30 protein-coding genes and 1 tRNA gene are annotated in these 26807 nt (G+C 67.0%); 15 read left to right on the forward strand and 16 right to left on the reverse strand.

The features are described 5' to 3' along the window. Positions 1-122 precede the first annotated feature (122 nt). Entirely contained in the window at positions 123-830 is a 708-nt protein-coding gene (gene rpiA / locus MUG98_RS21435) for a ribose-5-phosphate isomerase RpiA (protein ID WP_265109454.1), read from the forward strand. 52 nt (positions 831-882) lie between these two features. Here the strand turns inward: rpiA and MUG98_RS21440 are convergent, their stop codons facing one another. Together MUG98_RS21440 and MUG98_RS21445 are read right to left on the reverse strand one after the other, a co-directional pair. Next, complete coding sequence (locus tag MUG98_RS21440) at positions 883-1131, reverse strand: hypothetical protein (protein WP_265109455.1); 249 nt, start codon at positions 1129-1131, stop codon at positions 883-885. A gap of 178 nt (positions 1132-1309) precedes the next feature. Beyond that, entirely contained in the window at positions 1310-1732 is a 423-nt protein-coding gene (locus tag MUG98_RS21445; protein ID WP_265109456.1) for a hypothetical protein, read from the reverse strand. Positions 1733-1853: 121 nt separating this feature from the next. On the opposite strand from MUG98_RS21445, the gene fni reads away from it, so the two are divergent. Together fni and MUG98_RS21455 are read left to right on the forward strand one after the other, a co-directional pair. After that, a complete protein-coding gene (fni, locus tag MUG98_RS21450) occupies positions 1854-2918 on the forward strand; it encodes a type 2 isopentenyl-diphosphate Delta-isomerase (protein ID WP_265109457.1) in 1065 nt (354 codons plus the stop codon). 116 nt (positions 2919-3034) lie between these two features. Next, positions 3035-3796: a hypothetical protein gene (locus tag MUG98_RS21455; RefSeq protein ID WP_265109458.1), complete on the forward strand. Its 762-nt coding sequence runs from the start codon at positions 3035-3037 to the stop codon at positions 3794-3796. Between the two features lie 202 nt (positions 3797-3998). Here the strand turns inward: MUG98_RS21455 and MUG98_RS21460 are convergent, their stop codons facing one another. Next, positions 3999-4166 carry a DUF1931 family protein gene (locus tag MUG98_RS21460; protein WP_004267503.1) on the reverse strand — a complete coding sequence of 56 codons (168 nt, stop codon included), beginning with the start codon at positions 4164-4166 and terminating at the stop codon, positions 3999-4001. Positions 4167-4445: 279 nt separating this feature from the next. On the opposite strand from MUG98_RS21460, the gene larB reads away from it, so the two are divergent. From larB to MUG98_RS21475, 3 genes are all read left to right on the forward strand, one after another. Beyond that, positions 4446-5204 (forward strand): nickel pincer cofactor biosynthesis protein LarB, encoded by a 759-nt coding sequence (larB, locus tag MUG98_RS21465; RefSeq protein WP_265109459.1) that lies wholly within the window; start codon positions 4446-4448, stop codon positions 5202-5204. 114 nt (positions 5205-5318) lie between these two features. Next, positions 5319-5468 carry a DUF7563 family protein gene (locus MUG98_RS21470; protein WP_265109460.1) on the forward strand — a complete coding sequence of 50 codons (150 nt, stop codon included), beginning with the start codon at positions 5319-5321 and terminating at the stop codon, positions 5466-5468. 82 nt (positions 5469-5550) lie between these two features. Next, positions 5551-5817: a GIY-YIG nuclease family protein gene (locus MUG98_RS21475; protein ID WP_265109461.1), complete on the forward strand. Its 267-nt coding sequence runs from the start codon at positions 5551-5553 to the stop codon at positions 5815-5817. 24 nt (positions 5818-5841) lie between these two features. Here MUG98_RS21475 and MUG98_RS21480 read toward each other — a convergent pair whose 3' ends face one another. Continuing rightward, positions 5842-6438, reverse strand: coding sequence for an NADPH-dependent FMN reductase (locus MUG98_RS21480; protein ID WP_265109462.1), 597 nt, complete (start codon positions 6436-6438; stop codon positions 5842-5844). Positions 6439-6620: 182 nt separating this feature from the next. On the opposite strand from MUG98_RS21480, the gene MUG98_RS21485 reads away from it, so the two are divergent. Together MUG98_RS21485 and MUG98_RS21490 are read left to right on the forward strand one after the other, a co-directional pair. Further along, positions 6621-8018 (forward strand): phosphoglucomutase/phosphomannomutase family protein, encoded by a 1398-nt coding sequence (locus tag MUG98_RS21485; RefSeq protein ID WP_265109463.1) that lies wholly within the window; start codon positions 6621-6623, stop codon positions 8016-8018. A gap of 89 nt (positions 8019-8107) precedes the next feature. Continuing rightward, a complete protein-coding gene (locus MUG98_RS21490) occupies positions 8108-8476 on the forward strand; it encodes a hypothetical protein (protein ID WP_265109464.1) in 369 nt (122 codons plus the stop codon). 36 nt (positions 8477-8512) lie between these two features. Here the strand turns inward: MUG98_RS21490 and cysE are convergent, their stop codons facing one another. Then, complete coding sequence (gene cysE / locus MUG98_RS21495; RefSeq protein ID WP_265112501.1) at positions 8513-9022, reverse strand: serine O-acetyltransferase; 510 nt, start codon at positions 9020-9022, stop codon at positions 8513-8515. Positions 9023-9204: 182 nt separating this feature from the next. Further along, positions 9205-9870: a metallophosphoesterase family protein gene (locus MUG98_RS21500; protein WP_265109465.1), complete on the reverse strand. Its 666-nt coding sequence runs from the start codon at positions 9868-9870 to the stop codon at positions 9205-9207. 246 nt (positions 9871-10116) lie between these two features. Here MUG98_RS21500 and MUG98_RS21505 point away from each other — a divergent pair, with 246 nt between their 5' ends. Further along, on the forward strand, positions 10117-11271 hold the full coding sequence (locus MUG98_RS21505) for a pyridoxal phosphate-dependent aminotransferase (protein ID WP_345779780.1): 1155 nt from the start codon (positions 10117-10119) through the stop codon (positions 11269-11271). A gap of 23 nt (positions 11272-11294) precedes the next feature. Here the strand turns inward: MUG98_RS21505 and MUG98_RS21510 are convergent, their stop codons facing one another. The 3 genes from MUG98_RS21510 to MUG98_RS21520 form a co-directional block, all read right to left on the reverse strand. Continuing rightward, a complete protein-coding gene (locus MUG98_RS21510; protein WP_265109467.1) occupies positions 11295-12023 on the reverse strand; it encodes an SDR family oxidoreductase in 729 nt (242 codons plus the stop codon). 41 nt (positions 12024-12064) lie between these two features. Beyond that, positions 12065-12655: an IMP cyclohydrolase gene (locus MUG98_RS21515; protein WP_265109468.1), complete on the reverse strand. Its 591-nt coding sequence runs from the start codon at positions 12653-12655 to the stop codon at positions 12065-12067. A gap of 225 nt (positions 12656-12880) precedes the next feature. Continuing rightward, positions 12881-13315, reverse strand: a complete 435-nt coding sequence (locus MUG98_RS21520) for a hypothetical protein (RefSeq protein ID WP_265109469.1) — start codon at positions 13313-13315, stop codon at positions 12881-12883. A gap of 179 nt (positions 13316-13494) precedes the next feature. Here MUG98_RS21520 and MUG98_RS21525 point away from each other — a divergent pair. After that, positions 13495-13567: transfer RNA gene (locus MUG98_RS21525), tRNA-Gln, on the forward strand. Positions 13568-13697: 130 nt separating this feature from the next. Next, positions 13698-14441 (forward strand): rhodanese-like domain-containing protein, encoded by a 744-nt coding sequence (locus MUG98_RS21530; RefSeq protein WP_265109470.1) that lies wholly within the window; start codon positions 13698-13700, stop codon positions 14439-14441. Positions 14442-14470: 29 nt separating this feature from the next. Here the strand turns inward: MUG98_RS21530 and MUG98_RS21535 are convergent, their stop codons facing one another. Continuing rightward, positions 14471-15841: an oxidoreductase gene (locus MUG98_RS21535; protein ID WP_265109471.1), complete on the reverse strand. Its 1371-nt coding sequence runs from the start codon at positions 15839-15841 to the stop codon at positions 14471-14473. A 193-nt stretch (positions 15842-16034) separates the two neighbouring features. Beyond that, positions 16035-17078 (reverse strand): NAD(P)-dependent alcohol dehydrogenase, encoded by a 1044-nt coding sequence (locus tag MUG98_RS21540; RefSeq protein WP_265109472.1) that lies wholly within the window; start codon positions 17076-17078, stop codon positions 16035-16037. A gap of 181 nt (positions 17079-17259) precedes the next feature. Between MUG98_RS21540 and MUG98_RS21545 the strand changes: the two genes are divergently transcribed. After that, complete coding sequence (locus MUG98_RS21545; RefSeq protein ID WP_265109473.1) at positions 17260-18324, forward strand: amidohydrolase family protein; 1065 nt, start codon at positions 17260-17262, stop codon at positions 18322-18324. Next, on the forward strand, positions 18324-19193 hold the full coding sequence (locus tag MUG98_RS21550; RefSeq protein ID WP_265109474.1) for an iron-sulfur cluster assembly protein: 870 nt from the start codon (positions 18324-18326) through the stop codon (positions 19191-19193). The genes MUG98_RS21545 and MUG98_RS21550 overlap by 1 nt, the downstream gene beginning before the upstream one ends. Positions 19194-19335: 142 nt before the next feature. Here MUG98_RS21550 and MUG98_RS21555 read toward each other — a convergent pair whose 3' ends face one another. From MUG98_RS21555 to MUG98_RS21570, 4 genes are all read right to left on the reverse strand, one after another. Then, a complete protein-coding gene (locus tag MUG98_RS21555; protein ID WP_265109475.1) occupies positions 19336-20121 on the reverse strand; it encodes an HpcH/HpaI aldolase family protein in 786 nt (261 codons plus the stop codon). Then, a complete protein-coding gene (locus tag MUG98_RS21560; RefSeq protein ID WP_265109476.1) occupies positions 20118-21095 on the reverse strand; it encodes a hydroxyacid dehydrogenase in 978 nt (325 codons plus the stop codon). Before MUG98_RS21560 ends, MUG98_RS21555 begins: the two co-directional genes overlap by 4 nt. Positions 21096-21438: 343 nt before the next feature. Continuing rightward, complete coding sequence (gene cgi121 / locus MUG98_RS21565; RefSeq protein ID WP_265109477.1) at positions 21439-21954, reverse strand: KEOPS complex subunit Cgi121; 516 nt, start codon at positions 21952-21954, stop codon at positions 21439-21441. Next, positions 21954-24338 carry an ATP-dependent DNA helicase gene (locus MUG98_RS21570; protein WP_265109478.1) on the reverse strand — a complete coding sequence of 795 codons (2385 nt, stop codon included), beginning with the start codon at positions 24336-24338 and terminating at the stop codon, positions 21954-21956. The genes cgi121 and MUG98_RS21570 overlap by 1 nt, the downstream gene beginning before the upstream one ends. Positions 24339-24474: 136 nt before the next feature. Here MUG98_RS21570 and MUG98_RS21575 point away from each other — a divergent pair, with 136 nt between their 5' ends. Together MUG98_RS21575 and MUG98_RS21580 are read left to right on the forward strand one after the other, a co-directional pair. Then, positions 24475-25059 (forward strand): hypothetical protein, encoded by a 585-nt coding sequence (locus MUG98_RS21575; RefSeq protein WP_265109479.1) that lies wholly within the window; start codon positions 24475-24477, stop codon positions 25057-25059. Positions 25060-25089: 30 nt separating this feature from the next. Continuing rightward, on the forward strand, positions 25090-25521 hold the full coding sequence (locus MUG98_RS21580; protein WP_265109480.1) for a universal stress protein: 432 nt from the start codon (positions 25090-25092) through the stop codon (positions 25519-25521). A 48-nt stretch (positions 25522-25569) separates the two neighbouring features. Here the strand turns inward: MUG98_RS21580 and MUG98_RS21585 are convergent, their stop codons facing one another. Next, entirely contained in the window at positions 25570-26778 is a 1209-nt protein-coding gene (locus MUG98_RS21585; protein WP_265109481.1) for an inorganic phosphate transporter, read from the reverse strand. Positions 26779-26807 lie beyond the last annotated feature (29 nt).

Here is a 26807-nt window from a genome sequence, read left to right on the forward strand (position 1 = left end):
AACCGGATGGAAAAAGGTTCTTCCAACAGCCGTAGTCGTCCTGGTCTCGTTCGATTGACTCGCGATCGATCGACCACCTCGGAGGTGCAACGTTTTTACCGTCGCCGCTCGCTCGTCGAAGCATGAAGACGGAGGGCGGATCGGACGCAGCGAAGCGCCGTGCGGGCGAACGCGCGGCCGAAGACGTCGAGGACGGCTTCGTCGTCGGGCTCGGGACGGGGTCGACGACCGCGTTCGCGATCGAGGCGATCGGCCGTCGGGTCGCGGACGGCCTCGCGGTGCAGGGGATCCCGACCTCGTTCCAGTCCCGCCAGCTCGCTCTCGACGTCGGCATCCCGCTCACGACGCTCGACGCGGTCGAGTCGATCGACCTCGCGATCGACGGTGCGGACGCGGTCGTCGACGCTCCCGGTTCGGACGCCCACGGCACGCTCGTCAAGGGCGGTGGCGCGGCCCACACCCGCGAGAAACTCGTCGACGCGACGGCCGACCGGTTCGTCGTCGTCGCCGATCCGTCGAAACTGACCGAGCGACTCGAGCGGTCGGTTCCGCTCGAAGTGCTCCCCGCCGCCCACACCGTCGTGGCCGATCGCGTCCACGACCTCGGCGGCGAGCCGACGCTTCGGGACGCCGAACACAAGGACGGCCCGGTCGTCACCGACAACGGGAACCTGGTGCTCGACTGTGCGTTCGGGGGAATCGAGGAGCCGGCGGCGCTCGCCGATCGGCTGTCGGCGCTCCCGGGAGTCGTCGATCACGGCCTGTTCGTCGGGCTGGTGGACACGACCTACGTGGGAACCGACGACGGGGTCGAGAGCCGTCAATACTGACGACGGCGTCGAGCCCGGCCCGTCCCGATCGCGGGACCCCGTTACGACCTCCTCAGAGCGATTCCCTGAAGCCACACGCCGGACAGGACATACTCCCGCCTTTGACGATCGTATAGCTTCGTTGACAGCGAACGCACGGACAGCCGATCGAGACCCCTGCTTCGCGGCTTACGGCCTCGACCGTCCGTTTCAGCTGCTGCTGTTGCTGTTCGAGTGCTTCGATCCGGTCGGTCAGCGCGGCGACCTCCGCGAGCAATGGCTGGTGGCGTCGCTTCGAACCGAGGGTGGAACGTGGGGACATACGTGGACTACGGCGGCGGCGGAGATAACCGTCTCTGTCCGGGTACTGTCGTGACAGCCGGCTCGATTCTCGGGTCGGGAGCTAGTTTCGACGCGCCTGTCGCGGGTCTCGATCGGTCGGTGACGGTGGACGTGCGGTCGCGTCGGTCGGTGAGCGAGGGCCCGACCCGTGGCGGCGTTCACCGGGTCGATCGGACGGTCCGTTCCTCGTCTTCGGGCGCGTCGGCGCGCCGCGAGAGGGCGACGACGGTCAGGTAGAGCACGCCCAGCAGCCGGGCCGCGGGTTCGATCCACGGCTTCAACTCGAGGTCGTCGGTGTTCTCGTAGACGAGATGCTGGCTGAGCGTGATGATCGGACGTGGCAGGAGCGCGAGCACGACCCCGGTGACCCCGAGCAGGACGCTGACGATCGTCGAGCCCCGCCGACCGCGAGCGAGCAGCCAGACGAACACCAGTCCCTCGAGGCGGGCCCCCCAGAGCGCCCACGGGCGAAACTGGGCTTCCGACGGATTCGCGAGCCCGATCCGCTCGCAGGCGTCGATGACCGGTCGGGGCTTCGCGACCTCGACGATCCCGAAGGCGATCAACAGTTGGCGCAGCATACGCGAGCTACGGCGTCGATCGGCAAAAACGCGATCCTCCGTTCCAGCGATCGCGTCTCCGGCCGGATCGAATGGACACCTTTTCAACGGGTTCAGCCGATCGTTCCGGTAGAGCGATTCGATGCCCGAGACAGCCGATCGCAAAGACGACCACATTCGCATCATCGAAGAAGAAGACGTCGAGACGTCGGGAACCGGCTTCGCCGACGTCAACCTCGTCCACGAGGCGCTTCCCGAGATCCATCGCGACGAGATCGACACCACGACGACCCTGTTCGGCCACGAACTGGCCGCGCCGATCGTCATCGAGAGCATGACCGGCGGCCACCCCAGCACGACGAAACTCAACCGGGCGCTCGCCGAAGCCGCCCAGCGGACGGGCGTCGCGATGGGCGTCGGGAGCCAGCGGGCCGGCCTCGAACTGGACGACGAGGACCTCCTCGAGTCCTACACGATCGTCCGGGACGTCGCCCCCGACGCCTTTCTCTACGGCAACGTCGGCGCGGCCCAGCTCCTCGAGTACGACGTCGCCGACGTCGAGGAGGCTGTCGAGATGATCGACGCCGACGCGATGGCGATCCACCTCAACTTCCTGCAGGAGGCGGTCCAGCCGGAGGGCGACGTCGACGCCCGCGGCTGTCTGGCCGAAATCGAGCGGGTCGCGGACGCGCTCTCGGTGCCCGTGATCGTCAAGGAGACCGGCAACGGCATCTCGCGGTCGACGGCGAAGCGACTCGCCGACGCCGGCGTCGACGCGATCGACGTCGCCGGCAAGGGCGGCACGACGTGGTCGGGGATCGAGTCCTACCGGGCGGCCGCCGTCGGCGCCGACAGACAGGAACACGTCGGCAGGCGATTCCGCGCGTGGGGGATTCCGACCGCGGTCAGCACGCTCGAGGCGGGCGCAGTCCACGATTGCGTCATCGCGAGCGGCGGGGTTCGATCGGGACTCGACGTCGCGAAGGCGATCGCACTCGGCGCGCGAGCGGGCGGTCTCGCGAAGCCGTTTCTCGGGCCAGCGGGCCAGGGAACGGACGCGGTCGTCGACCTGATCGAGACGCTCACGCTCGAACTCAGGACCGCAATGTTCGTGACGGGATCGGCGTCGGTTACCGACCTCCGGGCGGTCGACCCCGTCGTCCTGGGTCGAACCCGGCGGTACCTCGACGAACGCGGATCGCGGTAGGGCTCCGGCGATCGACGCTTTTTCGACCGCGATCGGACCGGCATTATCACTCGGAAAGGTTATTTGTTCCACAAAAGAACTTAATATACGGCACTACCTCGTGCGAGACGATAGAGATGAGGGAGTCGCTCGATGGAGAGGACGGCTCGGAGGGGTCCCGGGCCGACGAGGCGGACTCGATCGAGTCGGTGCTGGAGTCGGCGGAGGACACCGAAACGGTCGTCGAGAAACTCCGTGAGAGCGGCACCCGATATCACGTCTCGGAGTCGAACGTCGACGACGTTATCGACTCGATCGGGTCGACCGAGGACGGCGATACCGACCCGGATCCGTTCACCCTCGACGGGGGACCGACGCGAACCGTCTCCTCGGAGGGAATCGACGAGGTGTTCGAGAAACTCGAGGCGGAAGTCGACGACCGCGACGAGGAGCCGATCGGGACGTCGGCGACCACCGAACGGCGACCCGAGGACGGGGAGCCCTCACCGTTCGCCGCGGCCGCCGAAGAACCGGACTTCGAAGAACTGAAGCGGGAGTACGGGTCGCTGTCCGGTCGCCCGCCCGCGAAGACGGTCTCGGACGAGAGCGTCGACGACATTCTCGCGCTCGCCTCCGGCGACGACGGGCGGGCGACCGCGGACGGAGACGGCGAGACGGCCGATTCGGCGACGGCTCGGAGGTCGCCGTCGCGGCGGTCGCCTGCCGGTGGGTCGTCCGGCCAGGACGACGTCGCGAACGGGGCCGGCGATCGGTCGCCGAGCGGAACCGCCGTGGAGGCGATCCGGCCCGACGATCCGGAGGCGGCGATGACCTCGCTGCTCGACGACGCGGCGGCTCCCGACAGATCAGAACCGGCAGACGAGTCGACCGGGGAGTAGTTCGCCCGGGTTCTGTCTCGCTCGACTGGAACGACGCCATTTCTGCCGTCACTGTGCGATCTACTTGCCCGGCAGCCGCCACGTACCGTCGCTGGCGCGTGCCCGGAACTGGTGTACGTGCCCGTCGGACCGGACTCACGGCTCACGGACACAGCCGCGGCTGGTCGCGTGGCGCCCGAAAAAATGGTGTACGTGGCGTACCTTACAGGTCGCGAGGCTGGACCGTCTTTCGGTCGTTCGCTTCGGCACGGCGGGCGGCGTCCTCGAGCAGCTCGTCGACTTCCTCGTCGAGTGCGTCGTAGAAATCCGAGGCGACGTTCTTGTCATCGAGCGCTTCCTTCACGGCGGCTTTGACGATAAGGTCTGCCATACGATTTACCCGTTTCCCTTACCCCCATATAAAAACTTTGGTTACACACCGAAATACGGTGGCTGCAGCCCCCAATTCGTCCGTTTCGGAACGTGGGGCCACCGGAAAGTATATGTCGGATGAGCTTCTATCCGCGCGATCGGCCCGCCGATCGGGTGAAATCTGGCTCGCGCGCGGTCCTACGGTCGGTCGCGCGCGGTTCGGTTGCGTCGCTCGCGCGGGTCGAACCGTGGCCGATCGGGTCGACGGATTCGAGTACGTGCACCCCCGACACCGAGTATGCGCGAACTCCTCGAGGCCGTCGCCGACGGCTCGCTGTCGCCGGCCGAGGCCGAAGCCGAGCTCAACGGGTACGTCACCGGCGACGCGGGCCGGTTCGACGCGGCCCGACCGCAACGTCGGGGTATTCCCGAGGGCATCTTCGCGGCGGGGAAGTCGGCCGAACAGGTCGTCGCACTCGCCGAGACCGCACTCGAGACGACCGGGCGAGCGCTCGTCACTCGCGTCACCGATCGACAGGTCGCTGCGCTCGAGTCGGCGCTCGACGATTCCTTTCCGGACGCCACCATCGATCGGCGGAGTTCGACCCTCTACGTACGGACGCCGGCGTACGAACCGCCGGCGCTCGACGCGACGATCGGGATCGCCACCGGCGGCACCGTCGACGGCCCGATCGCGGACGAGGCCGAACTCGTCTGTGAGGACGCCGGCGCGTCCGTCGACCGAGTCGACGACGTCGGCGTCGCCGCGCTCGACCGGATCCTGGACCAGCTCGATCGGCTTCGGGACGCGGACGTGCTGATCGTCTGTGCCGGCCGTGAAGGGGCGTTACCTACCGTCGTCGCCGGACTCGTCGATACGCCGGTCATCGGCGTGCCCGTCTCGAGCGGGTACGGTTTCGGCAGCGACGGCGAAGCCGCGCTGGCCGGGATGCTCCAGTCGTGTACGGTGCTGTCGGTGGTCAACGTCGACGCCGGCTTCGTCGCGGGCTCTCAGGCGGTTCTGATCGCGCGAGCGATCGACGACGCACGGGGCTAGAGTGTCGAGACGAGAAAGATATGTTGTGGTACACAAAAATCCAAACGGCGTTTGGGAAAGACTTTTTAAATTCGTACTGGGTAGGTACGCATACCGGCTTGTGCCGGTATACCCATGCCCACATGTGACCACTGCGGCGCGCACGTTTCCGAGCGGTTCGCACGCGTCTTCGCCGACGAACGCGGGAAAATCCACGCGTGTACGAGTTGCTCGGCCAACGCAGGGATCGCAGAAGTCGCCAAAGAGCGCGCACGCGGGACCTGAACCCCTTCGAACCGCCTTCAAAGACCACGCGCCCCCATCGCAGACGAGTCGCTTTTTGTCCACCCGTTCGTATCGACGGCCGATGGCAACGCGCCCCGTCGACGGCGACCACGTCGTCTACGTCCTCGAGTGTGCCGACGGTACCTTCTACACCGGCTACACGACCGACCTCGATCGACGGCTCGCCGAACACAACGACGGCGCGGGCGCGAAGTACACCCGCGGTCGGACGCCGGTCGAACTCCGGCACGCGGAGCCCTTCGAGACGCGATCGGCGGCCATGTCCCGCGAGTACGAGATCAAACAGCTGACGCGAGCGGCGAAAGAGCGGCTGGTCGACGGCGACTAAAACTGCCCGTGAACCGCCGGCGATTCAATCATCGACTGCAGCTTCCGTCCGCGGCGAACTCACGTCCGGTTCGATGAACGCGTACTCGACGAGCATCCGGCCGAGTTCCTCGACGCGCTCCCGGAGGACCGGATCGCGAAAACGGCGGCCGTCGATCGCGGCGGGATCGGCCTCGAACTTCTCGCGGGCGCTCCGGAGGCCGACCTGGTGGGGGAGGACCCAGCCGTGGACGCCGCGAACGGTGATCCGCAGGTGATCGAGCGTCGACCCGTAGCTGCCGCCGCCGGCGGTCGCCAGCAGGCCGACGGTCGTGTCCTCGTACTCGTCGAATCCGCAATAGTCGTGGAAGTTCTTCAGCGCGCCGGAGTACGAGCCGTGGTAGACCGGCGTCCCGAGCGCGACCGCGTCGGCCTCGCGAACGAGTCCGGTGACCGTCCCGGCGTCACCCTGCTCGTCGACGTCGGGATCGTAGACGGGGAGGTCGTACTCGCGCAGGTCGAGCAGTTGCGTTTCGGCACCGGCCTCGTCGGCGGCCGAGAGGACGTACTGGAGGGCCGTCCGAGTGTAACTCTCCTCGCGGAGACTCCCGCTGACGGCGAGCACGGAGGGGATGTCGCTCATATCGGTCATGGAGGCCGCTATCCGAAAAACGTCACGGGCTCCGTACGTCGGGTGTCTCGATCGGCGCTCGATCGTCTCGTGGTGGCCGTGCTCGGTCGGGACCGCGATCGAGGTCCGGGTTTCGGTCGCGGATACCAGCATACCAGCGCCGCCTTTTTCGCGGCAGGCGATGACGAACGCGTATGGACGTGATCTCGTTCGGGACCGACGGCTGGCGGGCACCTCTCGAAACGTTCACCGCACCGCGCGTGCGCATGGTCGGGCAAGCGGTCGCCTCGTACCTGCGAGACGAGGATCTCGATGGACCCGTGGCGATCGGGTACGACGCCCGCGAGAGTTCCCGCGGCTTCGCGGAGGAACTCTCGCGCGTGCTCTGTGCGAACGGGTTCGACGTGCTCCTCCCGGAGCGCGATCGGCCGACGCCGCTGTTCGCCCACGCCATCGTCGAGCGCGACCTGGCCGGCGCGCTCGTGATCACCGCCTCGCACAACCCGCCGGAGTACAACGGCGTGAAGTTCATCCCCGACGACGGCGCACCTGCGCTGCCCGAGGTGACCGACGCGATCGCCGATCGACTCGCTGATCCCGACCCGCTCCCCGAGGACGAGCACGGTACGGCCCGGCCGGTCGACTTCGTCACCCCACACGCCGACGCCGCGATCGACCTCGTCGCGGAGATCACGGGGGACGCCGACCTCTCCGACGCCGACCTGACGATCGCCTACGACGCCATGCACGGCAGCGGCCGGGACACTACGGACGCGCTGCTCGAACGCGCGGGCGCGACCGTCGAGCGGATGCGCTGTGACCGGGACTCCGACTTCGGCGGCGGGGCACCCGAACCCGCACCCGAGAACCTCACAGCACTCCGGGATCGCGTGACTGGGGCCGGCGACATCGGCCTCGGAATCGCCAACGACGGCGACGCCGATCGAATCGCCATCGTCACTCCCGATCGGGGATATCTCGACGAGAACCTCTTTTTCGCCGCGCTGTACGACTACCTGCTCGAGAGCGAGTCCGGCCCCGCGGTCCGATCGGTCTCGACGACGTACCTGATCGATCGGGTCGCCGAGGCCCACGAGGAGGCCGTTCACGAGGTGCCGGTCGGCTTCAAGTGGGTCGCGCAGGCGATGGCCGACCACGACGCGCTGATCGGCGGCGAGGAGTCGGGCGGGTTCACCGTCCGGGGCCACGTCCGCGAGAAGGACGGCGTCCTGCTCGCACTGCTCGCGGCGACCATGCACGCCGCGGAGCCGGTAGACGATCGGGTCGATCGGCTCCTCGCGGAGCACGGGACCGTCGTCCAGGACAAGATCAGCGTCGACTGTCCCGACGACCGGAAGGAGCGGGTGCTCGCCGATCTCGAGGACGAGATTCCCGAGGCCGTGGCGGGGACCGACGTCGAAGACGTGAACACGGCCGACGGGTTCAAACTCCTGCTCGCGGACGGCTCGTGGGTGCTCATCCGGCCCAGCGGCACCGAACCCGTGTTGCGGGTCTACGCCGAGGCGACCGACGAGGAGCGGGTCCGGCGGTTGCTCGATGCGGGCGAGGAACTGGTCGAACCGCTGATCTGACCGGTGTGTGACTGATCGTCACACTCGACTCGCCCCGGGTTGCGTACTCCGGGCCCCCCTTTACCCACGTCGGACCCGAGTATCCGGATATGAGTGGACGGAACGAGGACGCGGCCTACACCGAACTGACGCCCGACTCGTGGCACCAGAACGACGAGGGCAACTACTACATCGACTGTCCGGAGTGTGGCTCTGCGGCCACGCTGATGAACGTCGTCAAACACGGCCGCTGTAACGGCTACCTCGACCAGCAGGAGGACGAGACCGAACTCGACGAGGAAGACATGACCTGCACGGCGAAACTCTGGTTCGAACTCGGCTACACTTCCGATCCCGACCCGTCAGCGACGGGGTCGGACGCCGAGCAGTCTTCGGAGAGCGTCACGACGGGCGAGGGCGTCCCGGCGTCTGACCAGCCGCCGGGCACGGACGGGACGGTCAGCGACGAACAGCAGTAAAACGTCCCCTCGAACCCCGCCGAGCGCCCCGTCTTCTCAGTCGACCCGCGTCGCCGGGACGCCGGCGACCGTCGCCCCTGCCTCGACGTCCTTGCTGACGACCGATCCCGCACCGACGACCGCGTCTTCGCCGATCGTGATATCTCCCAGGAGCGTCGCGTTCGCACCGATCTGGACCCCGTCCTCGATCGTGGGGTGGCGCTTGATCGGCTCGTTCGTGTCGCCGCCGAGCGTGACGCCGTGGTACATGTGTACGTCGTCGCCGATCTCGGCCGTCTCGCCGATGACGACGCCCATCCCGTGATCGATCGTCACGCGCCGGCCGATCGACGCGGCGGGGTGAATCTCGACGCCGGTCAGCCATTGCACGACGTGCGAGAGCAGCCGTGCGGTGAGTCGGAAGTCCCGGTTCCAGAGCCGATGTACGATGCGGTGGCTCCAGACGGCGTGAAGCCCGGGATAGCACAGCAGGACCTCGAGCCACCCCTTCGCGGCCGGGTCGCGATCGAGCATCGCCGCGATATCCTCGCGAAGCCGTCCGATCATCGGTGTTCGTGGCCGGCCGCCGGGGTCCGATCGGTCCGCGTGACTGCCACCGAACGCCGGTCCAGCACCGACGGCCGACAACCGGCCACAGCGTGGCGGGATCGGTTCCTGTCGATGCACGCGGAATGGCCGGATCGTACCATAATTGACAGTACTGGTACGGATATCATAAAAAGGGTCGCTTACTGCCCGCGGGCGAGTCGGCTCCCGATCCGATCGGGCAGGCCGGCCTCGGCGACGGCTTTCCGGACGGCGTCGATATCGTACTCGACGCGGTGGGTCTCGACGGTCAGGGCGTCCAGGTCGACGACGGCGTAGGCCGCCCGCGGATCGCCGTCGCGTGGCTGCCCGACGCTTCCGGGGTTGACCACGATCCCGTCGGCGTACCGTTCGACGTGCTGGACGTGGGTGTGGCCGAGCACGAGGACGTCCTCGTCGCCGAGCAGCCGGGCCGAGAACTCGTGCGGCCGGGTGTACCGCGTGTACCGATCGGGGTCGTCGGGGTGGCCGTGGACGACTTTGAGCCGCCCGTCGTACTCGCGTCGCTCGAGGGGCAGGTCGGCGAGCCACGCGCGCTGGTCGTCCGAGAGTTGCTCCCGTGCGTGTTCGACCCCCGCCTGGGCCATCCGGTTGAAGCGGAACGCGGACCCCTCGACGGCGGCGTCGTGGTTTCCCATCACCGTCGGCACCGCCCGTTCGCGGAGTTCGGCGACGCACTCCCCGGGCCAGGGGTTGTAGCCGACCACGTCGCCCGCACAGACCAGTCCGTCCACCGGCGGCATGGCGTCGAGGACGGTCTCGAGGGCGACCCGGTTCCCGTGAATGTCGGAGACAAGCCCGATCTTCATACGGACGGCTAACAGGTGCCAGCGATTTGTAGGTTGCCCGCGATCGATGTCGCCCCGTCGAACGCGCCCCACAGTCGGTGTCACAAGCGTTAGCACCACACCATCCGGAACGCTCCGGACAACCCGGACGGCAGTCCCGATATCCGACGCGGGGATTCCGATCCGGGATCCGTCGATAATCGCGGCTGTGGTCCTACCGATTTCCGGCATCCGATCCCTTTTTGGACAGATCTACGTTCCTAGTGTATGCCTACACCGACGGATCGAGTTCGGCGAGCCGAGCGGTCGAGTATCCGCGTCATGTTCGATCTCGCGGAACGCCACGAGGACGATCTCGTTCGACTCGAGGTCGGCGAACCCGACTTCGACACGCCTGCACACGTCGTCGACGCGGCTGCGCGCGCCGCTCGCGAGGGTGCGACACACTACACCTCGAACGCGGGACTTCCAGAGTGTCGGCGTGCGATCAGCGACACGCTCGACGCCGAGTTCGGCGTCCGACACGGCCCTGACGAGATCGTCGTCACCGTGGGCGGAATGGAGGCGCTCCACCTGGCGATCCTGGCGACGGTGTCCCCCGGAGAGGAACTCGTCGTTCCGGGGCCGACCTGGCCGAACTACGAGACGCAGGCGATCCTCGCGGACGGGTCGTTCCGCGAGGTGCCGATGCCGGCCGAGTCGGGGTTCGATCTCGACGCCGATCGCATCGTCGATGCGATGGATGACGACACCGCAGCGGTCGTGCTCACGACGCCGTCGAATCCGACCGGTCGCGTGTTCGATCCGGACGAGTGTCGTGCGATCGTCGAGGCCGCCGCCGATCGCGACGCGTACGTGATCGCCGACGAGGTGTACCTCGGACTCACCTACGATAGAGCGCCCGAGGGAATCGCGGCGTACACAGACCATCCCGATCACGTGTTGACGGTCGGTTCCTGCTCGAAGGCGTACGCGATGACCGGCTGGCGGCTGGGCTGGCTCGCGGGCGACGGCCACCTCGTCGACGAGGTGGTCAAGGTCCACGAGGCGACCACGGCCTGTGCGTCGAGCGTGGCCCAGCACGCCGCTATCGCCGCACTCACGGGACCACGAGAGCCGTTCGAGGACATGTACGACGAGTTTCGACGTCGTCGAGACCTCGTCGTCGACCGCGTCGCGGAGATCGACGGGCTCTCCTGCCCCCGTCCGGAGGGTGCGTTCTACGCGTTTCTCGACCCGGGGATCGACGACGACAGCCTCACGATCGCAAAATACCTGCTGGAGGAACACGGCGTCGTGCTCGCCCCCGGGGACGGCTTCGGCGACACGGCCCCGGGACGGCTGCGACTCTCGTTCGCGAACTCCGTCGACCGCCTCCACGAGGGGTTCGATCGGATCGAGGCCGGACTACGGGAGTACTGAGGATCGGCCACCGGAGCGCCCCGTCAACGCATCAGTTCGCCCCCGTTCACGTTCAGCGTCTCACCCGTGACGAACGTGGCGTCACGGAGGTATGCGATCGCCTCGGCGATATCCTCCGGCTGACCGTATCGGTCGACGGGGATCCGGGCCAGTTCCTCGCGTTTTTCGTCGGCCGTCCGATCGGCGGTCATCGCCGTCTCGACGTGGCCCGGAGCGACCGCGTTCACACGAACGTCGGGTGCGAAATCCCGTGCGTGGCTCCGGGTGAGCGAGAGGAGTGCTCCTTTCGAGGAGGCGTAGTGACACTCGATCGCTGCGCCGGTGTGAGCGAGAATTGAGGAGACGTTCGTCACCGAGGGGTCCGCGTCGGACGCTCGAAGATGCGGGAGTGCCGCCTTCGTGACGTTGAACGCGGAGTTGACGTTGACGTCCATGATCCGATCGAAGTCGGCTGGATCGAGGGTCTCCGTGTAGACGTGCTGATCGATCCCGGCGTTGTTGACGACGTGGTCGACGCTCCCGAACGCGTCGGCGGCGGCATCGACCAGTCGGGCAGCGGCGTTCGCATCCGAGACGTCCGCGCCGACGACGATCGCCTCCTGTCCGCGGTCGCGGATCTCGGCTGCGACTCGCTCCGCGGCGTCCTCGCTCGTGTGGTAGTTCACGGCGACGTCGTACCCGTCGGCAGCGAAGCGAAGCGCGGTCGATCTGCCGATGCCCCTGGAGGATCCAGTCACGAGTGCTGCTGGCATAGACGAACCACGTGCCGGTATCGACTTTGTAGTTCCGCCGTTCAGTCGCCGTTCTCGATCGCGGTCTCGAACCCGTCGCCGGTCCGGGCGACGCCGGCGGCACAGACCGCGTGTTCGAACTCGTGGTCGTAGGCCTCGCTGGCCGCGTCGTCGGCACTCTCGGCCGCGAACTCGATCGTCTCGGGCGCGTTCTTTTCGTACGTCGCCACGAGCGTCGGTTCGTCGACGGTCTCGACCAGCAGCGCGTCCTTTCGGACCGTTCCGATCAGCGCCTCGCCGGCGGCACCGATCGTCGCCGCGATCCGGGGCGTGTCGTAGTCGTCTTTCTCGTAGTCCAGCGCCAGCAGGCTCTCAGCGACGGCGTCCCGGGCCGGGTAGCCGAGTTCGAGTTTCTCAGCGATCGGGTCGACGTGCGAACCGTTGCCGAACGCGGCCGTCTCGCCCGTCGGGGTGTCGACGACGCGCAGGCAATTGTAGGAGACGTACGGGTTGTCCGTTTCCGGGGCGTCCTCGGTGGGACCCACGGTGAGCGCGTCCTCACGGGCGGTGATCTCGCGGTTCGGGAACGATCGGGACGACACCCGGTACGCGCCGACGTCGGGGCCGACGACGACGAACCGTCCAACGTACATACTCGGGGGTGCGCGAGAGAAGGGAAAAGGGATGTCGGTTCGGCGGCGTCCGCGATCGGGTGTCGATGACGCGAGGCTCGTGCCCGATCGGGGGGGCCGAGACTTTATACCAACTCACGCGGTGAACGGGGGTGTGACGACCGATACGGACTGTCTCGAGGCGTTACGGGAGGCCGCCGATCGGCTCGGCGAGTCGCCCGCGAAAGCACAGTACGAGGAGCTGGATTAACTCCTGCCTCTGCGACGATCATGAAAACGTTGGGCGGCTGGAACGCGGCCAAAGAGCGTGCGGGATTGGAAACGTTCGATCGGGCCGTGACGGGTGGTTAGCCGATCCAACCGAAACCTGACTGGGTCGACATTCCTGGCGGCGTCGAGTGGGAGGAACCCACCGGTCAACAGCGCTGGTACTACAAGAATCGGGAGGAACGAATCGAGCGCAAGGACCGTCGCCGGAAGAAAATCCGTCGATGGCTCTACGGGTACAAGGATCAGTACTGTGAGTGTGCCCGATGTAGCGAAGACAGGCCCCCGTGCCTCGATTTTCACCACCCCGCCGAGAAGGACCTGGATATCTCGAAGATGGTCGTCGACGGGTATTCGAGGCAGAGCATTCGCGAGGAAATCGATCGCTGTGTGGTCCTCTGCGCGAACTGCCATCGAATGGAACACTCCGAACCTCCGAAACGCTAATCCAAACCTGGCCAAGCCAAGGCTACAGACTCGGCTACCTGTCCATCCGACCGGAGCTAAATCGCGGCCGAGTTCGTAACACTCTAATATGGACACCCACTACAGACTGGTACGTCGTCGGTAATCGAGACCGGCGAAGCATGTCAAGTCCATTAGGGTAGCGGCCAATCCTGAAGCCTTCTGGGGGCTTCGACGCTGGTTCGAATCCAGCATGGACTACTCCTCACGTTCTTTCGACTGGAACTTCTTCCCAGTCACTGCTATCGATCTCCAGTCGAAACGAAGGGGTCTATCGCCGATCGTCCCCGCACCAGAAACCATATTTCCCCGTCTCTACTACCGATCACGTATGAATCGACGGACGTTCCTGGCGATCGGGGGTGTGGCGACGCTCGGCGGCGTCGCCGGTTGCCTCGGCAGCGACGACAGCGAACCCGACGGCTACGGTCCGGAACCGGAGACGGTCCCCGAAGAGCGATCGATCGACACCAGTAGCTACCGGACGCAGACGTTCAACGGCGTCGCGGTGCCGCTGGCACCGATCGACGACGTCTTTTACTGGTACCAGCGCCAGGAGGCGCGGGTGGCCGACGCGCGCGGATCGGCCCAGTACGAGCGGGCCCACATCGTCGGTGCACCGCTGAGCCCCGCCCCGGACGGCGAGTCGGACGATCCGATCGAGGACTGGGCCACGGACGAACGGATCGTCACCTACTGTGGCTGTCCGCATCACCTCTCCGGGTTGCGTGCCGCGTCGCTGATCGACGACGGCTACGAAGAGGTGTACGCACTCGATGAGGGGTTCGGCGCGTGGATCGAGCGCGGCTATCCGCTCGCGGGGTCGGAGGTTTCGGAGGACCGGGCGACCTACGAGATCCGGGGACAGTCCGACGCCGCCTACGCCGGCGAGATGGTCATGTTAGAGCAGGTCGACGCGGATCGGCGCGAAGCGGCACCGATCGCCGACGACGGTTCGTACACGCTGCAACTCCACTACGCGGGCTCGACCGACTCCCGATTCCGGGTCGAGGCACCCGACTACACGGTCGAGGGGACGCTCGCGGATCTCACGAGCGACACCGTCACGGCCTGATCCCTGACGGGTCAGTTACGGCCTGAACGCTACGATTCGGAAGATTCGTACGCACCCGATCGCTCGAGTTCGCCCCGTTTTCGAAGTACGTCCGGCGTTCGGCAGATTCCCGGCGCGCCCGTCACCTGCGGTACCGTACAGTTGTTACAGCTCTCACAGAGCACCCGCGTCGTCGCGTCACCGGCGTCGAGTAGTCGGGTGCCGAGCCGGGGTTCGGCGTAGAACGGTCGGGCCATTCCGACCGCGTCGCAGGCCGGTGTAGGGCCGTCCCCGCTGTCCTCGCCACCCCCGTCGTTCCCGCCGTCTCCGAGCAGCCGGTCGATCGTTCCGCGCTCGCGGATCCCGCCCTCCGCGAGGACCGGGATCGCCACCTGCTCGCGAACCCGTCGACAGAAGTCCTCGTTCCACGCGGGTTGGAAGTCGTACTGCAGGGATTGCACGCGGTTCCCCCAGGCGACGAGTCGCTTCCGGCCCGATCCGCCGAAGGCGACGTCGTACTCCTCCTGCAGGGCCTCGTTCGACCAGGCCCGATCGGGGTACGCCCCGCGGACGATGCTCATGTCCCAGACGACGGACGTCTGGACCGGAACCACCGCGTCGTAGCCGATCCGCTCGAGTCGACGGGCGATCTCGACTCCGTCGTCGAGCGAGAGCTTCCGCCGGACGATCGGCGCGGGCGGCGCGGGCGTCTCCGCGGGAACCTTGGTCATCAGGGGGACGTCGCCGGCCCGGTCGCGGATCTCGTCGTGGACGAGCGCGAGGAATTCGAGTCTGGCGTCCGGCGAGCCGCCGAACTCGTCGCCGCGGCGGTTGTAGAAGGGCGACAGGAACTGCTGGACGATGCCCATGTTCGCCCCCGCAAGGTGAATCCCGTCGTAGCCCGCGTCGACGGCGCGGGCGGCCGCTCGGCCGAAGTCCGCGGCGAGGTCGTACACCTCGTCGGTCGACAGGACGCGGGGGTCGTACGAGAGGAAGCCGAGCCGATCGAGGGCCCGTAACTGCCACGGCGGTTTCGATACCGCGAGTTGCTCGAGGTCCGGGTGCTTCCGGCGGTACTCTGCGTGCCACGTCTCCATGCTCCGCAGCCCGCCGTGTTCGAGCTGGACGAAGATGCGGCCGCCGTGCTCGTGGATCCGATCGGTCAGCCGCGACAGTCGCGAGACGAAGTCGGGGTCGTGGACGCGGGTCATCCCCGGTGCGGCACAGCCGCCCTCGCCGCGGACGATGGTCGCGCCCTGGCAGACGAGTCCGACGCCGGACGCGGCGGCGGGTTCGAGATCGTCGATCAGCGTGTCGACGGCGTCCGGTCCGTTGCCCGCGCACTCGAGCAGGGGCGCGCGATAGAGTCGGTTCGGGACCGTCAGCCCGCCGATCTCGATCGGATCTTCGAGGCTGGCCATGCAGGGCGTATCACGCGGCCGTACAAGAGCGTAGTGCCGGTCGGGGATCGGAGATTCCCCTCCTCGGAGTCGGGACGTATCTCGACGACACGATCGCTCCCTTCCCCCGTTCTGTCCCGTTCGCGACTACGACCTGTTCACGTCACGTCCGGGCGGCGGTGTGAGCCGAATCGGAACCCCCGGAGCGGCCGCGTCAGGGCGGGAGCACGACCGCACGCCCCTCGATCTCGTTGTGTTCCAGTCGTTCCGCGACCGTGTTGATCTCGTCGAGATCGTTTCGTTCGGTGCGCAACTCGACCTCGTCGCGATCGACGAGGGCGACGAGTTCCTGGAGTTCGGCGTACTTGCCGACCAGGGTCCCCCTGAAGGCGAACTCGCCGTTGACCAGGGCCTGACTGGGTTCGTGGATGTGCCCGCCGTAGCCGACGACGTGGTGGTCGCCGCCGGCGGCGACGATTTCGGGTGCCAGTGCGGTCGTCTCGTCCCCGCCGACGAAGTCGACGACCTGCTGGGCCCCCACGTCGTCGGTCAGGTCCGCGACGACGTCGGCGAGGTCCTCCTCGGCGGAGTTGACCGTGTGGCGAGCCCCCACCTCTTCTGCGAGTTCGAGCGCCTCGTCTTTGATGTCGGCGGCGACGATGTTCGCGCCGCTCATCGCGTCGAGACACTGGAGACCGATGTGGCCGAGGCCGCCGATGCCGATGACGACGCAGGTGTCGCCGGGATTGAGTTCGCGGACCGCCTTCTTCGCGGCGTGGTAGGCCGTGATTCCAGCGTCGGCGTGGGGTGCGATCTCGGTCGGGTCGACGCCCTCGGGAAGCGGGATCACCGCCCGCTCGTTCGTCTGGAGGTACTCGGCGAAGCCGCCGTCGGTTGTGAGGCCGTTGAACGCGCTGTTCTCGCAGTACATGTCCTCGCCGAGTCGGCAGGGCCGACAGATGCCGCAGGTCTGGACGGGGTGACAGATCACCGGATCGCCCTCCTCGACCAGCGTTACCTCGTCGCCGACCTCGGCGACGACGCCGGCGTTCTCGTGGCCCAGCGTCATCGGCAGATCCTGTGGCGCGTACTCTTCCCACATTCCCTCGATGATGTGGTTGTCCGTCTGGCACCAGCCCGCGCCCTCGACCTCGACGAGGACGCCGTCCGATCGATCGATCTCGGGTCGATCGATCTCGTCGATCGAGAGTGCCTCGCTCATGTCGTCGGTGTACTCGTGGAGTCTGGCTGCTTCCATGGTAACAACGTGCACATCACCGTACTAGGTGAAAACGTTCGCCCGAGTTATCGTTCGCTGTGACTGTCAGGTGATCCTCGACGTCGCTGGGACCGCGATCGAACCGGTCGTTCTTCGATACCTGAAAGTCAGACTCGTCTGAAAAAGAATAATGGGGGTTGCTACCGATTCACACGATGGGATGTATCAGCAAAACGGCGAGGATGTCTTCGTCATCGACGCTCACGTCCATCTGTGGGACGCCAGGGAGGACAACATCGTCCACGAGGGTGGCGAAGAGTTCATCCAGTGCTTCTACGACTATCACACGACGTTCACGCCGGACGAGCGCCAGTGGGACATGTCGGAGTATCGCCACTACGGGGCCGATCGGATGGTCGAGGACATGTTCGGCAACGCCGCTGCCGACATGGGAATCTTCCAGCCCACGTACCTGACCGACTTCTACGACGAGGGGTTCAACACGACCCACCAGAACGCCGAACTGGCGACCGAGTACCCCGAACGGTTCGTGCTCAACGGAACCTTCGATCCGCGCGACGGTGACGAGGGAATCGAGTATCTCGAAGAACTCCACGAGACGTACGACATTTCGGGGGTCAAGCTCTACACTGCCGAGTGGCGTGGCGACTCGAAGGGGTGGCGACTCGACGACGAGGAGGCGTTCCGGTTCTTAGAGAAGTGCCAGGAACTCGGTATCGAGAACGTCCATCCGCACAAAGGGCCGACGATCCGGCCGCTGAACCGCGACGCGTTCGACGTGAAAGACGTCGACGACGCGGCGTCGTCGTTCCCCGAACTCAACTTCGTCGTCGAACACGTCGGCCTCCCCCGACTCGACGACTTCTGCTGGATCGCCGCCCAGGAGCCGAACGTCTACGGCGGACTCGCAGTCGCCGCCCCGTTCGCCCAGAACCGCCCCGGCAAGTTCTCCGAGATCCTCTCGGAACTGCTCTGGTGGCTCGGCGAGGACCGTGTGCTGTTCGGCTCGGATTACGCGATCTGGAACCCCGACTGGCTCGTCGAGGAGGTCATGGAGGCCGAACTCACCCCGGAACACCGCGCGGAGTACGGCGTCGAGTGGGATCTCGAGACGAAACGGAAAGTGATGGGCGAGAACGCGGCCGACCTGTACGACATCGACATCGAGGAGAAACGCCGGACGTTCCAGGACGACGAGATCAGCCAGCAGTTCGATCTCGGCGACCACTACGCGAGCGAGGAACCGGCGGCGGCGGACGACTGATGTCGACTCCCGACTCCAGCGACGGCGATTCCGATCGCGGCTCCCGGTCGGATTCCGACACCGTCGGCCCCGATCGGGCGGCCGTCCGCGATCGGCTCGACCGCGTCACGGATCCCGAACTCGATCGCTCGATCGTCGCCCTCGACTACGTCGACGCGATCGAGATCGACGGCGACCGCGTCACCGTCCGGTTCACCCTGCCGACGGCGTGGTGCTCGCCGGCGTTCGCGTGGATGATGGCGATCGACGCCCGCGACGAAGTCGAAACCCTGCCGAGCGTCGCGGACGCGCGAATCATCCTGGACGAGCACATGCACGAGCAGGAGATCACCCGCGGCGTGAATGAGGGACGCTCCTTCGCCGAGGCGTTTCCCGACGCCGACGGCGACGTCGCCGCCGTCCGGGCGGAACTCGACGAGAAGGCCCGCGTCGCACGCCAGTACGACGCGATCGAGACGTTGCTCGACGCGGGTCTCGATGCCGAGACGATCGTCGAGCTTACCGTCGCGGACCTCGAGCGATCGGCGGCCAATCCGTCGGCCGCGTCCGCGGAGACGGCGAGCGATCCCACCGACGACGATGAGCGGGAGCAGCTTTCGATCTACGTCCAGAACCGCGCGGTCGCCGTCTCGGTTCCGGCAGCCCCGATCGATCGGTATCTCGAGAAAGCCCGAGAGACGGGCGTCGTCTCCGCACCTGACGACGTGTTGTTCCGGACGCCGGAGGGGCAGCCGATCGACGCCGACTCGTTCGACCTTGTCCACCGCCGCGGGCGACTCGCACAGGTCAACATGTCCAGTCAGGGCGGAATCTGTGAGGGGTTACAGGCGGCCAGGGAGCGCCGCTTCGAGGGGGCAGGCGACGACTGATAGGGATCGTTGTAACTTGTTACCGGCGATCGCCCGCCCGGGGCGGCGATCACCGGTAAAGAATCACAACAGACCGTATGAGTACGCAGGTGCCGTCGAATTTCTCCGTTTCCAGTCGTTTGCGGTCCGCCCACGTACACGGCTATCCTCGGATTTCGTCGAGTCGATCGCCGAGCACCTCACGGACCGAACTGATATCCCCGCCGATCCGGACGATCTGGTAGCCGGCGTCGATCGCCGCCTGTGCGTCGGCGGGATCGTTTCGAATCCGACCGATCGGGATCTCGGCGGCAAGGCAGGCCTCGAGCGTTCGATCGATCGCGGCCGTCACGGCGTCGTGATTCTTCGCCGTCGGATCGCCGGCCGACATCGATATCTCGAGATCCGCCGGACCGACGAACGCGAACCCGAGTTGCGGAACGGCGAGGATCTCTTCGATGTTTTCGACTGCCCGTTCGTTCTCGATCATCGTCCCTACGAGGACCTCGTCGTCCTCGCCGGCGACGAAGCTGTCGACGTAGCCGGCCCACTCGCCCGATCGGCCGACGCCGACGCCTCTGTTGCCGACGTCGCCGTCGTAAGCGAAGTAGGCCGCTTCGATCCCTCGGCGGAGTTCGCTCGCCGTCTCGATTCGGGGGAGCAGAACCGTCCGGACGCCGGCGTCGAGGACCTTCCTGACGAGGGGAGGCTCCGGAGCCGGCAGTCGAACCAGCAACTCGATGTCGGCCGCTTCGGCTGCTCGAGTGAACTCCTCGAAGGCGGTGCTGTCGTACGGGCTCGGGCCCCCGTGCTCGAAGTCCAGCCAGACGTAATCCAGCCCGAGGCGACCGAATGTTTCGATCACCGTCGGTGAGAACGTCTCCGAACTCGCTCCGAGAACCGTCTCACCGTGTTCGAGCGCACGTCGGAACCCGTTTTCGGACCTCATCCGGCCACCTCTCGGCTCAGATCGGCGCGGTTTTTCGTGGAGTCCGGCAGTCCACCGTCGTACACCGTGCGGACGTTTGCGGCCGCCTGTTGACTCATTCTGCTGAGTGCCTGCTCGGTCACGCCGCCGACGTGGGGCGTCAGGAGCACCTCGTCCCGTGCGTAGAGCGGGTGGTCGTCTCCTGGCGGTTCCGTCTCGAAGGTGTCGAGGCCGGCCCCGGCTACGGTCCCGCTCTCGAGCGCCTCGTGGAGTGCCGTCTCCTCGACGACTGCCCCCCGCGAGGTGTTGATCAGAACGCCGGTCTCGCCAAGCGCTGCCAGCTCCGCGGTCGAAACCGAGTGGCGCGTCCGATCGGTCAAGGGGACGTGAGCGCTCACCGTGTTCGATCGCTCGAACAGTGCCTCGAGCGACTCGACTCGTTCGACCCCTTCCAAGAAGGCGTCGTCGGGTTTCTTTGGATCGAACGCGAGGACGGTCATCCCTAGTCCCGTAGCGAGATCTGCCGTCTTCCGCCCGATGTTTCCAAACCCGTACACGCCGAACGTATCTCTGGTGAGTTCGTCGCCAGTGAACGCGGCCCGTTCCCAGTTGCCCGCACGGACGTGTCTGTCCGCCGTGTGGAGATTTCGACGAACGCCGAACAGCAGCGCTATCGCGTGTTCTGCGACCGACCGTGCGTTCGCGCCGGGCGTGTTACAGACGACGATATCCCGCCGCGATGCTGCCGGAACGTCTACGTTGTCGAGTCCGCTTCCGTGTTTCGCGATGACCTGCAACCGGTCCGCCCGATCGATGACATCGGCACCGAGCGGGGCCACTCTGACGATGACGGCATCGTACCGATCGATATCGTCGAGTGCGGCCTCGTAACTGCCGTACTCGTCCATACCAGTACACCGCGCAAAATCCGCGATCGATTCCGGACCCGACGGATCGATCCGCATCGGGAGTAACACCTCCCAATCTGTGGCCATAGGTACCTGTCCACAGTCGCTGTAAAAAGTATGTGACCCGATACTCAGATCGGCTGAAACGTATGCGACCCGGTGATCAGAGACGGTGAACAGTACAGAATTTCTGGTGGGGTCCGCCACTCCGCCGATCGGTTCCGTGTGCCGGCACGTGACGGAAGGAACCCCAATTCAGGCGGCCACTGACGGGAGCGTCGGTAGTTTACTCCCCCCGTCTCCGTCCCCGGGCTCCGTGGACTCGCCGGAACGTGACGAAATACGACAGCCCCGTGTACTATCTTTCGGCTCCGATTGGAGCCAGCACCGATCGACGGTCGTCGGATAGACACTGTAGGACCGGTGTACCCTACTTTTCGACATCGAGCAGTGCGACTCGCTCCCGGACTAGCGCGCCGATCGAGGCGTCGGTTGCCGATCGCTCGGCGTCGGTGATTTCGAAGAAGTTACAGATTGTCGCTGACTCGCCGACCTCGAGTGTGGGTTCGACGCCGACGACTGCGTCGAGGTCGTCGAGCGACGCGAGGGTGGCTGCTTCGGCGTCGGCATCGGCCCCATCCGTGGCGGCGACGAGTATCACGGCCGGCCCCTCGCCCTCGTCAACCCCCATTTCGAGTGCCCGGTCGATCTGGCGGCGGCCGGCGGCGTACAGCAGGATCTCGACCGCCCGATCCCGGGCGACGTTCTCGCCGCGATCGATCGCTCGGTCGGCCAGTTCGACGGCTCGCTCGAGGTGGGCCCGGTCGGCGACGTAGCGCGCGTCGAACGCCTGGATCGTCGTGCCGTGGCGATCGCCGATCGCGCCGAGGTCGGCGACGAACGAATCGAGGTCGTCGATCTCGAGGCGGCATTCGAGCAGTTCCATCAGAAATCACCCAGGCTGGACTGGCTCTCGTCCGCGTCGTCGGCCTCGTCCTGTACCGGTTCGGCGCGATCGGGTCCCTCGCCGCTGTCGCCTCGATCGCCGCTCGTTTCACCAGCCGTCGCGCTGGCAGTCGACGTGGCCGGGGCCGGTTCGACGCCGTCCATCGAGGGGTCCTCGCGGCCGGCGTTGTCGAGGATGTTCTCGGCCGTCTTCTCGCCTTTCAGCGCGCCGAGGATCACGCTCTTGTCGGCGGTTCGCAACTCGGCGGGGTCCTCGATCCCGCGCTCGTACAGTCGCCGGGCGCGTTTGCGGCCCACGTCGCCGACCGAGACGAGTTCGAGCAGTTCTTCGCCGACGCCGTGCTCGACGCGAGCCCGCGCCTCGCGGACGGCGACGGTCCACTCGCTGTCGATCTCGACCGCCAGCGACTCGGCTGCCCCGAGCAGCCACTCGGCGGTGTCGACCTTTCCGCGGAGGTCTCCGGGGCCGATCTTGTACCGCTCCGTGATCGTGTCCTCGTCCAGTTCCTCCGCCCAGTCCTCGAGCAGCCGGCCCGTCTTGAGGGCGGACAGCCAGTCCTCGAAGCGGTCGTCCTCGAACTCGCTCGGCGGATCGCCGAGCAGTTCGGCCTCGCGCTCGTAGAAGAGTTCGCCGTACCGCTCGTCCTCGCCCGATCGCAGGTAGAGTTCGTACATGTCGGGGGTGCGCGAGATAAGCTGGTAGCATCCGAGCGCGGTGGGGCGTGCGTCGGCCGACTCGAGTCCGTGGACGATTTCGGCGGCGCTCATCGGATCGAGGTAGAGCCGGGAGACGGTGTGGCCGAGGCTGGTCGCCTCGAGTTCCTCGTCTCGGCCGCCACCGTCGACGAGATCGGCAGCCGAGGTGAACGCCCCGCTGTCGTCGGTTTCCGCCGTCTCACCGCCGTTCCGTTCGACGAAATCGTTCCGCTCGAGATACGACAGCACGTCGTCGGCCACCCGTTCGAGTCGGCCCGGTTCCGTCGACTGGCTCGCGTAGAGCGTCTCCGCGAGGAAGTCGAGCAGGCCCTCGCGGGTTCTGGCGAAACCGGAGGCGATCGTCGCGAGCACGTGCGTTCGCAGGGCCGGTTCGGCGGCGAGTTTCGATCGAACTGGCTCCGGATCGGCCCAGACGTAGCGATCGAACAGTTCCTCGCTCTCGTCGTGGCTCCTGGCGAGCAGGACGGCCTCGCCGTAGGGGTCGAGGCCGGGTCGACCCGCCCGCCCCATCATCTGGTGGACCTCGAGGACGTCGAGCGGTGCCATCCCGCCTGCGGTGGGGTCGAAGCGCCGCCAGTCGCGGACGACGACCCGACGAGCGGGGGTGTTCACCCCGGCCGCGAGGGTCGGCGTGGCCGAGATCACCTTCAGCAACCGATCGCGGAAGGCGTCCTCGACGAGGCTGCGCTGGGTGCTCGAGAGACCGGCGTGGTGGAAGGCCGACCCGTTTTCGACGCACTCCGCGAGTTCCTCGCTCGTCTCGGTGTCGCTATCCCCCCGGATTTCTTCGGCGAGGTCGGCCAGGTCCGTCCGCTCGACGTCGGTCAGTTCGCGGCTCGCGACCTGCCCGAGTCGCCTGCCCGCCGCCTCCGCGTTCCGGCGGGAGTTGACGAATACGAGCGATGAGCCGCCCTCCTGCAGGATGTCGCGGACGAGCGCGGCCTCCTGTTTTTCGCTCCCGTCGACGGGTACCTCGCGCGTCGAACCGTCGTCGAAGTTCAGGGCGTTGCCGTAGTGGACCCCCATCCGGAGGTCGATCGGACGCCAGTCCGTGTCGACGAGCGAGGCGTCGAGCCAGTCGGCGATCTCGTCGGCGTTGCCGACCGTCGCCGAGAGCGCGACGACCTGTAACGCGGGATTCAGCTGTCGCAACTTGGCGAGGGTGACCTCGAGCGTCGGCCCCCGGTTCGAGTCGTCGATGAGGTGGACCTCGTCGCTGACGACGCAGGTGAGGTCGGAGAGCCAGTCGGCCCCGTTGCGCACGAGTGAGTCGACCTTCTCGCTGGTCGCCACGATGATGTCCTTCGCGGCGAGCCACTCGTCCGTGCTCTCGTAGTTGCCCGTCGTGACGCCCACCGTCACGCCGAACCTCTCGTAGGCCTCGAACTCGGCCTTTTTTTCGCTGGCGAGCGCTCGCAAGGGGACGATGTAGAGCGCTTTTCCACCGCGTTCGACCGCCGACAGCATCGAGAGCGCGGCGATCATGGTCTTCCCGCTGGCGGTGGGGACGGCGGCGACGAGGTTCTCGCCCTCGGTCGCGCCGGCCTCGACCGCGTCGGCCTGTGGCGGGTACAGCTCCTCGATCCCCTCGCGCTCGAAGTGGTCGATCGCGCCGGGCGGGAGCCCCGACAGCTCCTCGATATGCATTGTCCGCAGTTGGCACGTGCAGCGGTTTAAACTGTCGTCTCGGTGGGCGGCGATCGACGACGGCGGGATCGATCTCGGTTCAGTCGTCGTGCTGGAGTCAGGTGCCTTTTTGCGACTGTCGCCGGAACCGACGGGTATGTCGACGCTGGCCAGTGCCCTTCGATCGTCGCCGCTCCGGTCGGGGACGGCCCGCGGTCGTAGCGGCAAACTCCTCGTCGGGGCCGGACTGGGCGTACTCACGCTGGGAATGACGACCGACACGCTCGGCCGTCGGGTCGCCGTTGCGGGGTGGCAGCCGTCGGTGCTCGAACTCGGCGTCCTCCTCGTCGGGGCTGCGGTCGTCGTCGCGTTCGGGCAGTACCTGCTGGGCAAGCTGAAGCGGGCCGCCGGCTACGGCCTCCTCGGCTCGATCGGGCTCGGAATCGGCCTTCCGGGCCTGATCGCGCTCCCCGCCGTCGGCGGCATCGCTCGCCGGCTCGGATCGACGGTCTACGTCCGGATCCCGTGGATCGGCCCCTCCCGCTGGGAGCGCGCCCTCGCCGCCGTCGGCGGGCCGCGCGGACTCGTCTCCGGTGGCTACGGGACGACGCTCCTGGCGATCGGTGCCTCGACGGGCAAACTCCACGAGGTGTACGTCGTCTTCGGTAACCGGCTCTCGTTGCTCGCGGTCTTCATCCTGCTGACTGCACCGGGAATCGTCGTCTACTACCTGCGACGATAGATCGATGGGTGTGGCGACCGAAGCCCGCCTATGATCGACCCCGATCGGGTCCTCGTCCCCACGCTCGGCCGCCCGCAGGAGGACGAGGCGCTCGCGTACGCCCTCGAGACGTTCCCAGAAGCCGACGTCACGCTGCTCGCCGTCGTCACGCCGCTGGACGCACCGCTCAGCGAGGGTGGCGTGCTCGAGCGAAGCGACGAGCGGACCGAGGCGGCACGCGATCGTGCCGCCCGACTGCGAGCGTCGGTCGACGACGCGGCGATCGATCGGGTCCGGATCGAGACGGTGGAGGGGCGGCCCGGCACGGTCGTTCCCCAGTACGCGTCCGAGGAAGACGTCGATCACGTCGTCATGTCCGGACACGACGCCAGTTCGATGGGCTTCGTGCGGCGGTTCCTCGGTCGCAGTGTCGCGACCACGGTCATCGACCGGACGCCACGACCGGTAACCGTCCTCGAGTGACGACCGACGGTCCGTCAGTTCGCGATCGACGGAAGCCGGTGTCCGGAGTCAGCCGCCGAGCGCGAGTGCGAGCGCCCGGTAGAGGCCGTAGCTGACGACGGTGGAACTCCCGAGCGTCAGCAGCCAGAAGCTGATCGTGAATCCGATCTTGCGCCGGGAGACGCCGGCCGACCCCGCGGCCAGCCCGCCGCCGATGACGCCCGAGAGGATGATGTTGTTGAGCGAGATCGGGATCCCGAGCGCGATCGCAAGCTGTGCGATGACGAAGCCGGGCACGAGCGCCGCGATCGATCGGCGAGCGCCCAGTTGGGCGTACTCCCGGGAGGTCGCCTGCAGGAGTCGCGGCGCGCCCATCCACGCGCCGGCGAGGATGCCGGTCGCGCCGATCGCGAGCAGGATGATCGTCGGGAGCCCGAGTTCGATCCGGAAGAGGTTCTCGAGCGGGCCGGTCGCGAGCCCGACCTGCGAGCCGCCCGACGAGAACGCGACGATGCCGCCGAGCACGAGCAGGAACGAGCGGATGCCCCGCTCGACGGAGACGAGGACGCGTCTGCGGATCCAGTGGAAGGCGAGAGCACCGACGACGATCGTCACGAGGACCGTCCCGAGGTCGATCCCGGCGGCCAGTTCCGGCCCGCCGCCGAACTGACGCGAGACGAACCGCGCCAGCGTCCCCTGGTCGGCGCCGGGGTCCGGGATGACCCCGAGTCTGACGTTCGCGACGATCGCGCCGACGACGCCCGCGAGCAGCGGGACGCCGATCGATTCGGGAACGTCGTCCCGGCGCAAGGTGACCGCGGTCGCGTACGCCAGTCCGCCGGACATGAACGGAACGAGCAGCCAGAAGATGCCGAGGCGACGGTAGGTCGCCAGTGCGGGGTCGCCGCCGAGCGAGAGGCCGACGCCGACCATCGCCCCCGTGGTCGCGAACGCCGCGGGGATCGGGTACCGCGTGTAGATCCCGATCGCCATGAACGACGCCGCGGTCAGCAGCCCCGCCGTGGCCGCCAGCGGCGTGATCGCGACGCCGTCGATCAGATCAGAACCGACGGTCTCGGAGATGCTCCCGCCCTGCATGAGCGCGCCGGCGGCCGCGAGCAGGCCGATTACGAACGCGGCCTGCATCGTCGAGATGGCGTTCGCGCCGATCGCCGGCGCGAACGGCGGCGAGTTGCTGTTCGCACCCAGTACCCACGCCATGAACAGGCAGGTCAGAATTGCGGTTCCGACGAGCACCGCGAACGACAGTGCGACCATTTCGTCCCCCGAAGTTCGGCGACGTGACG

The organism is Halosolutus halophilus, from assembly GCF_022869805.1.
Taxonomy (GTDB): Archaea; Halobacteriota; Halobacteria; order Halobacteriales; family Natrialbaceae; genus Halosolutus; species Halosolutus halophilus.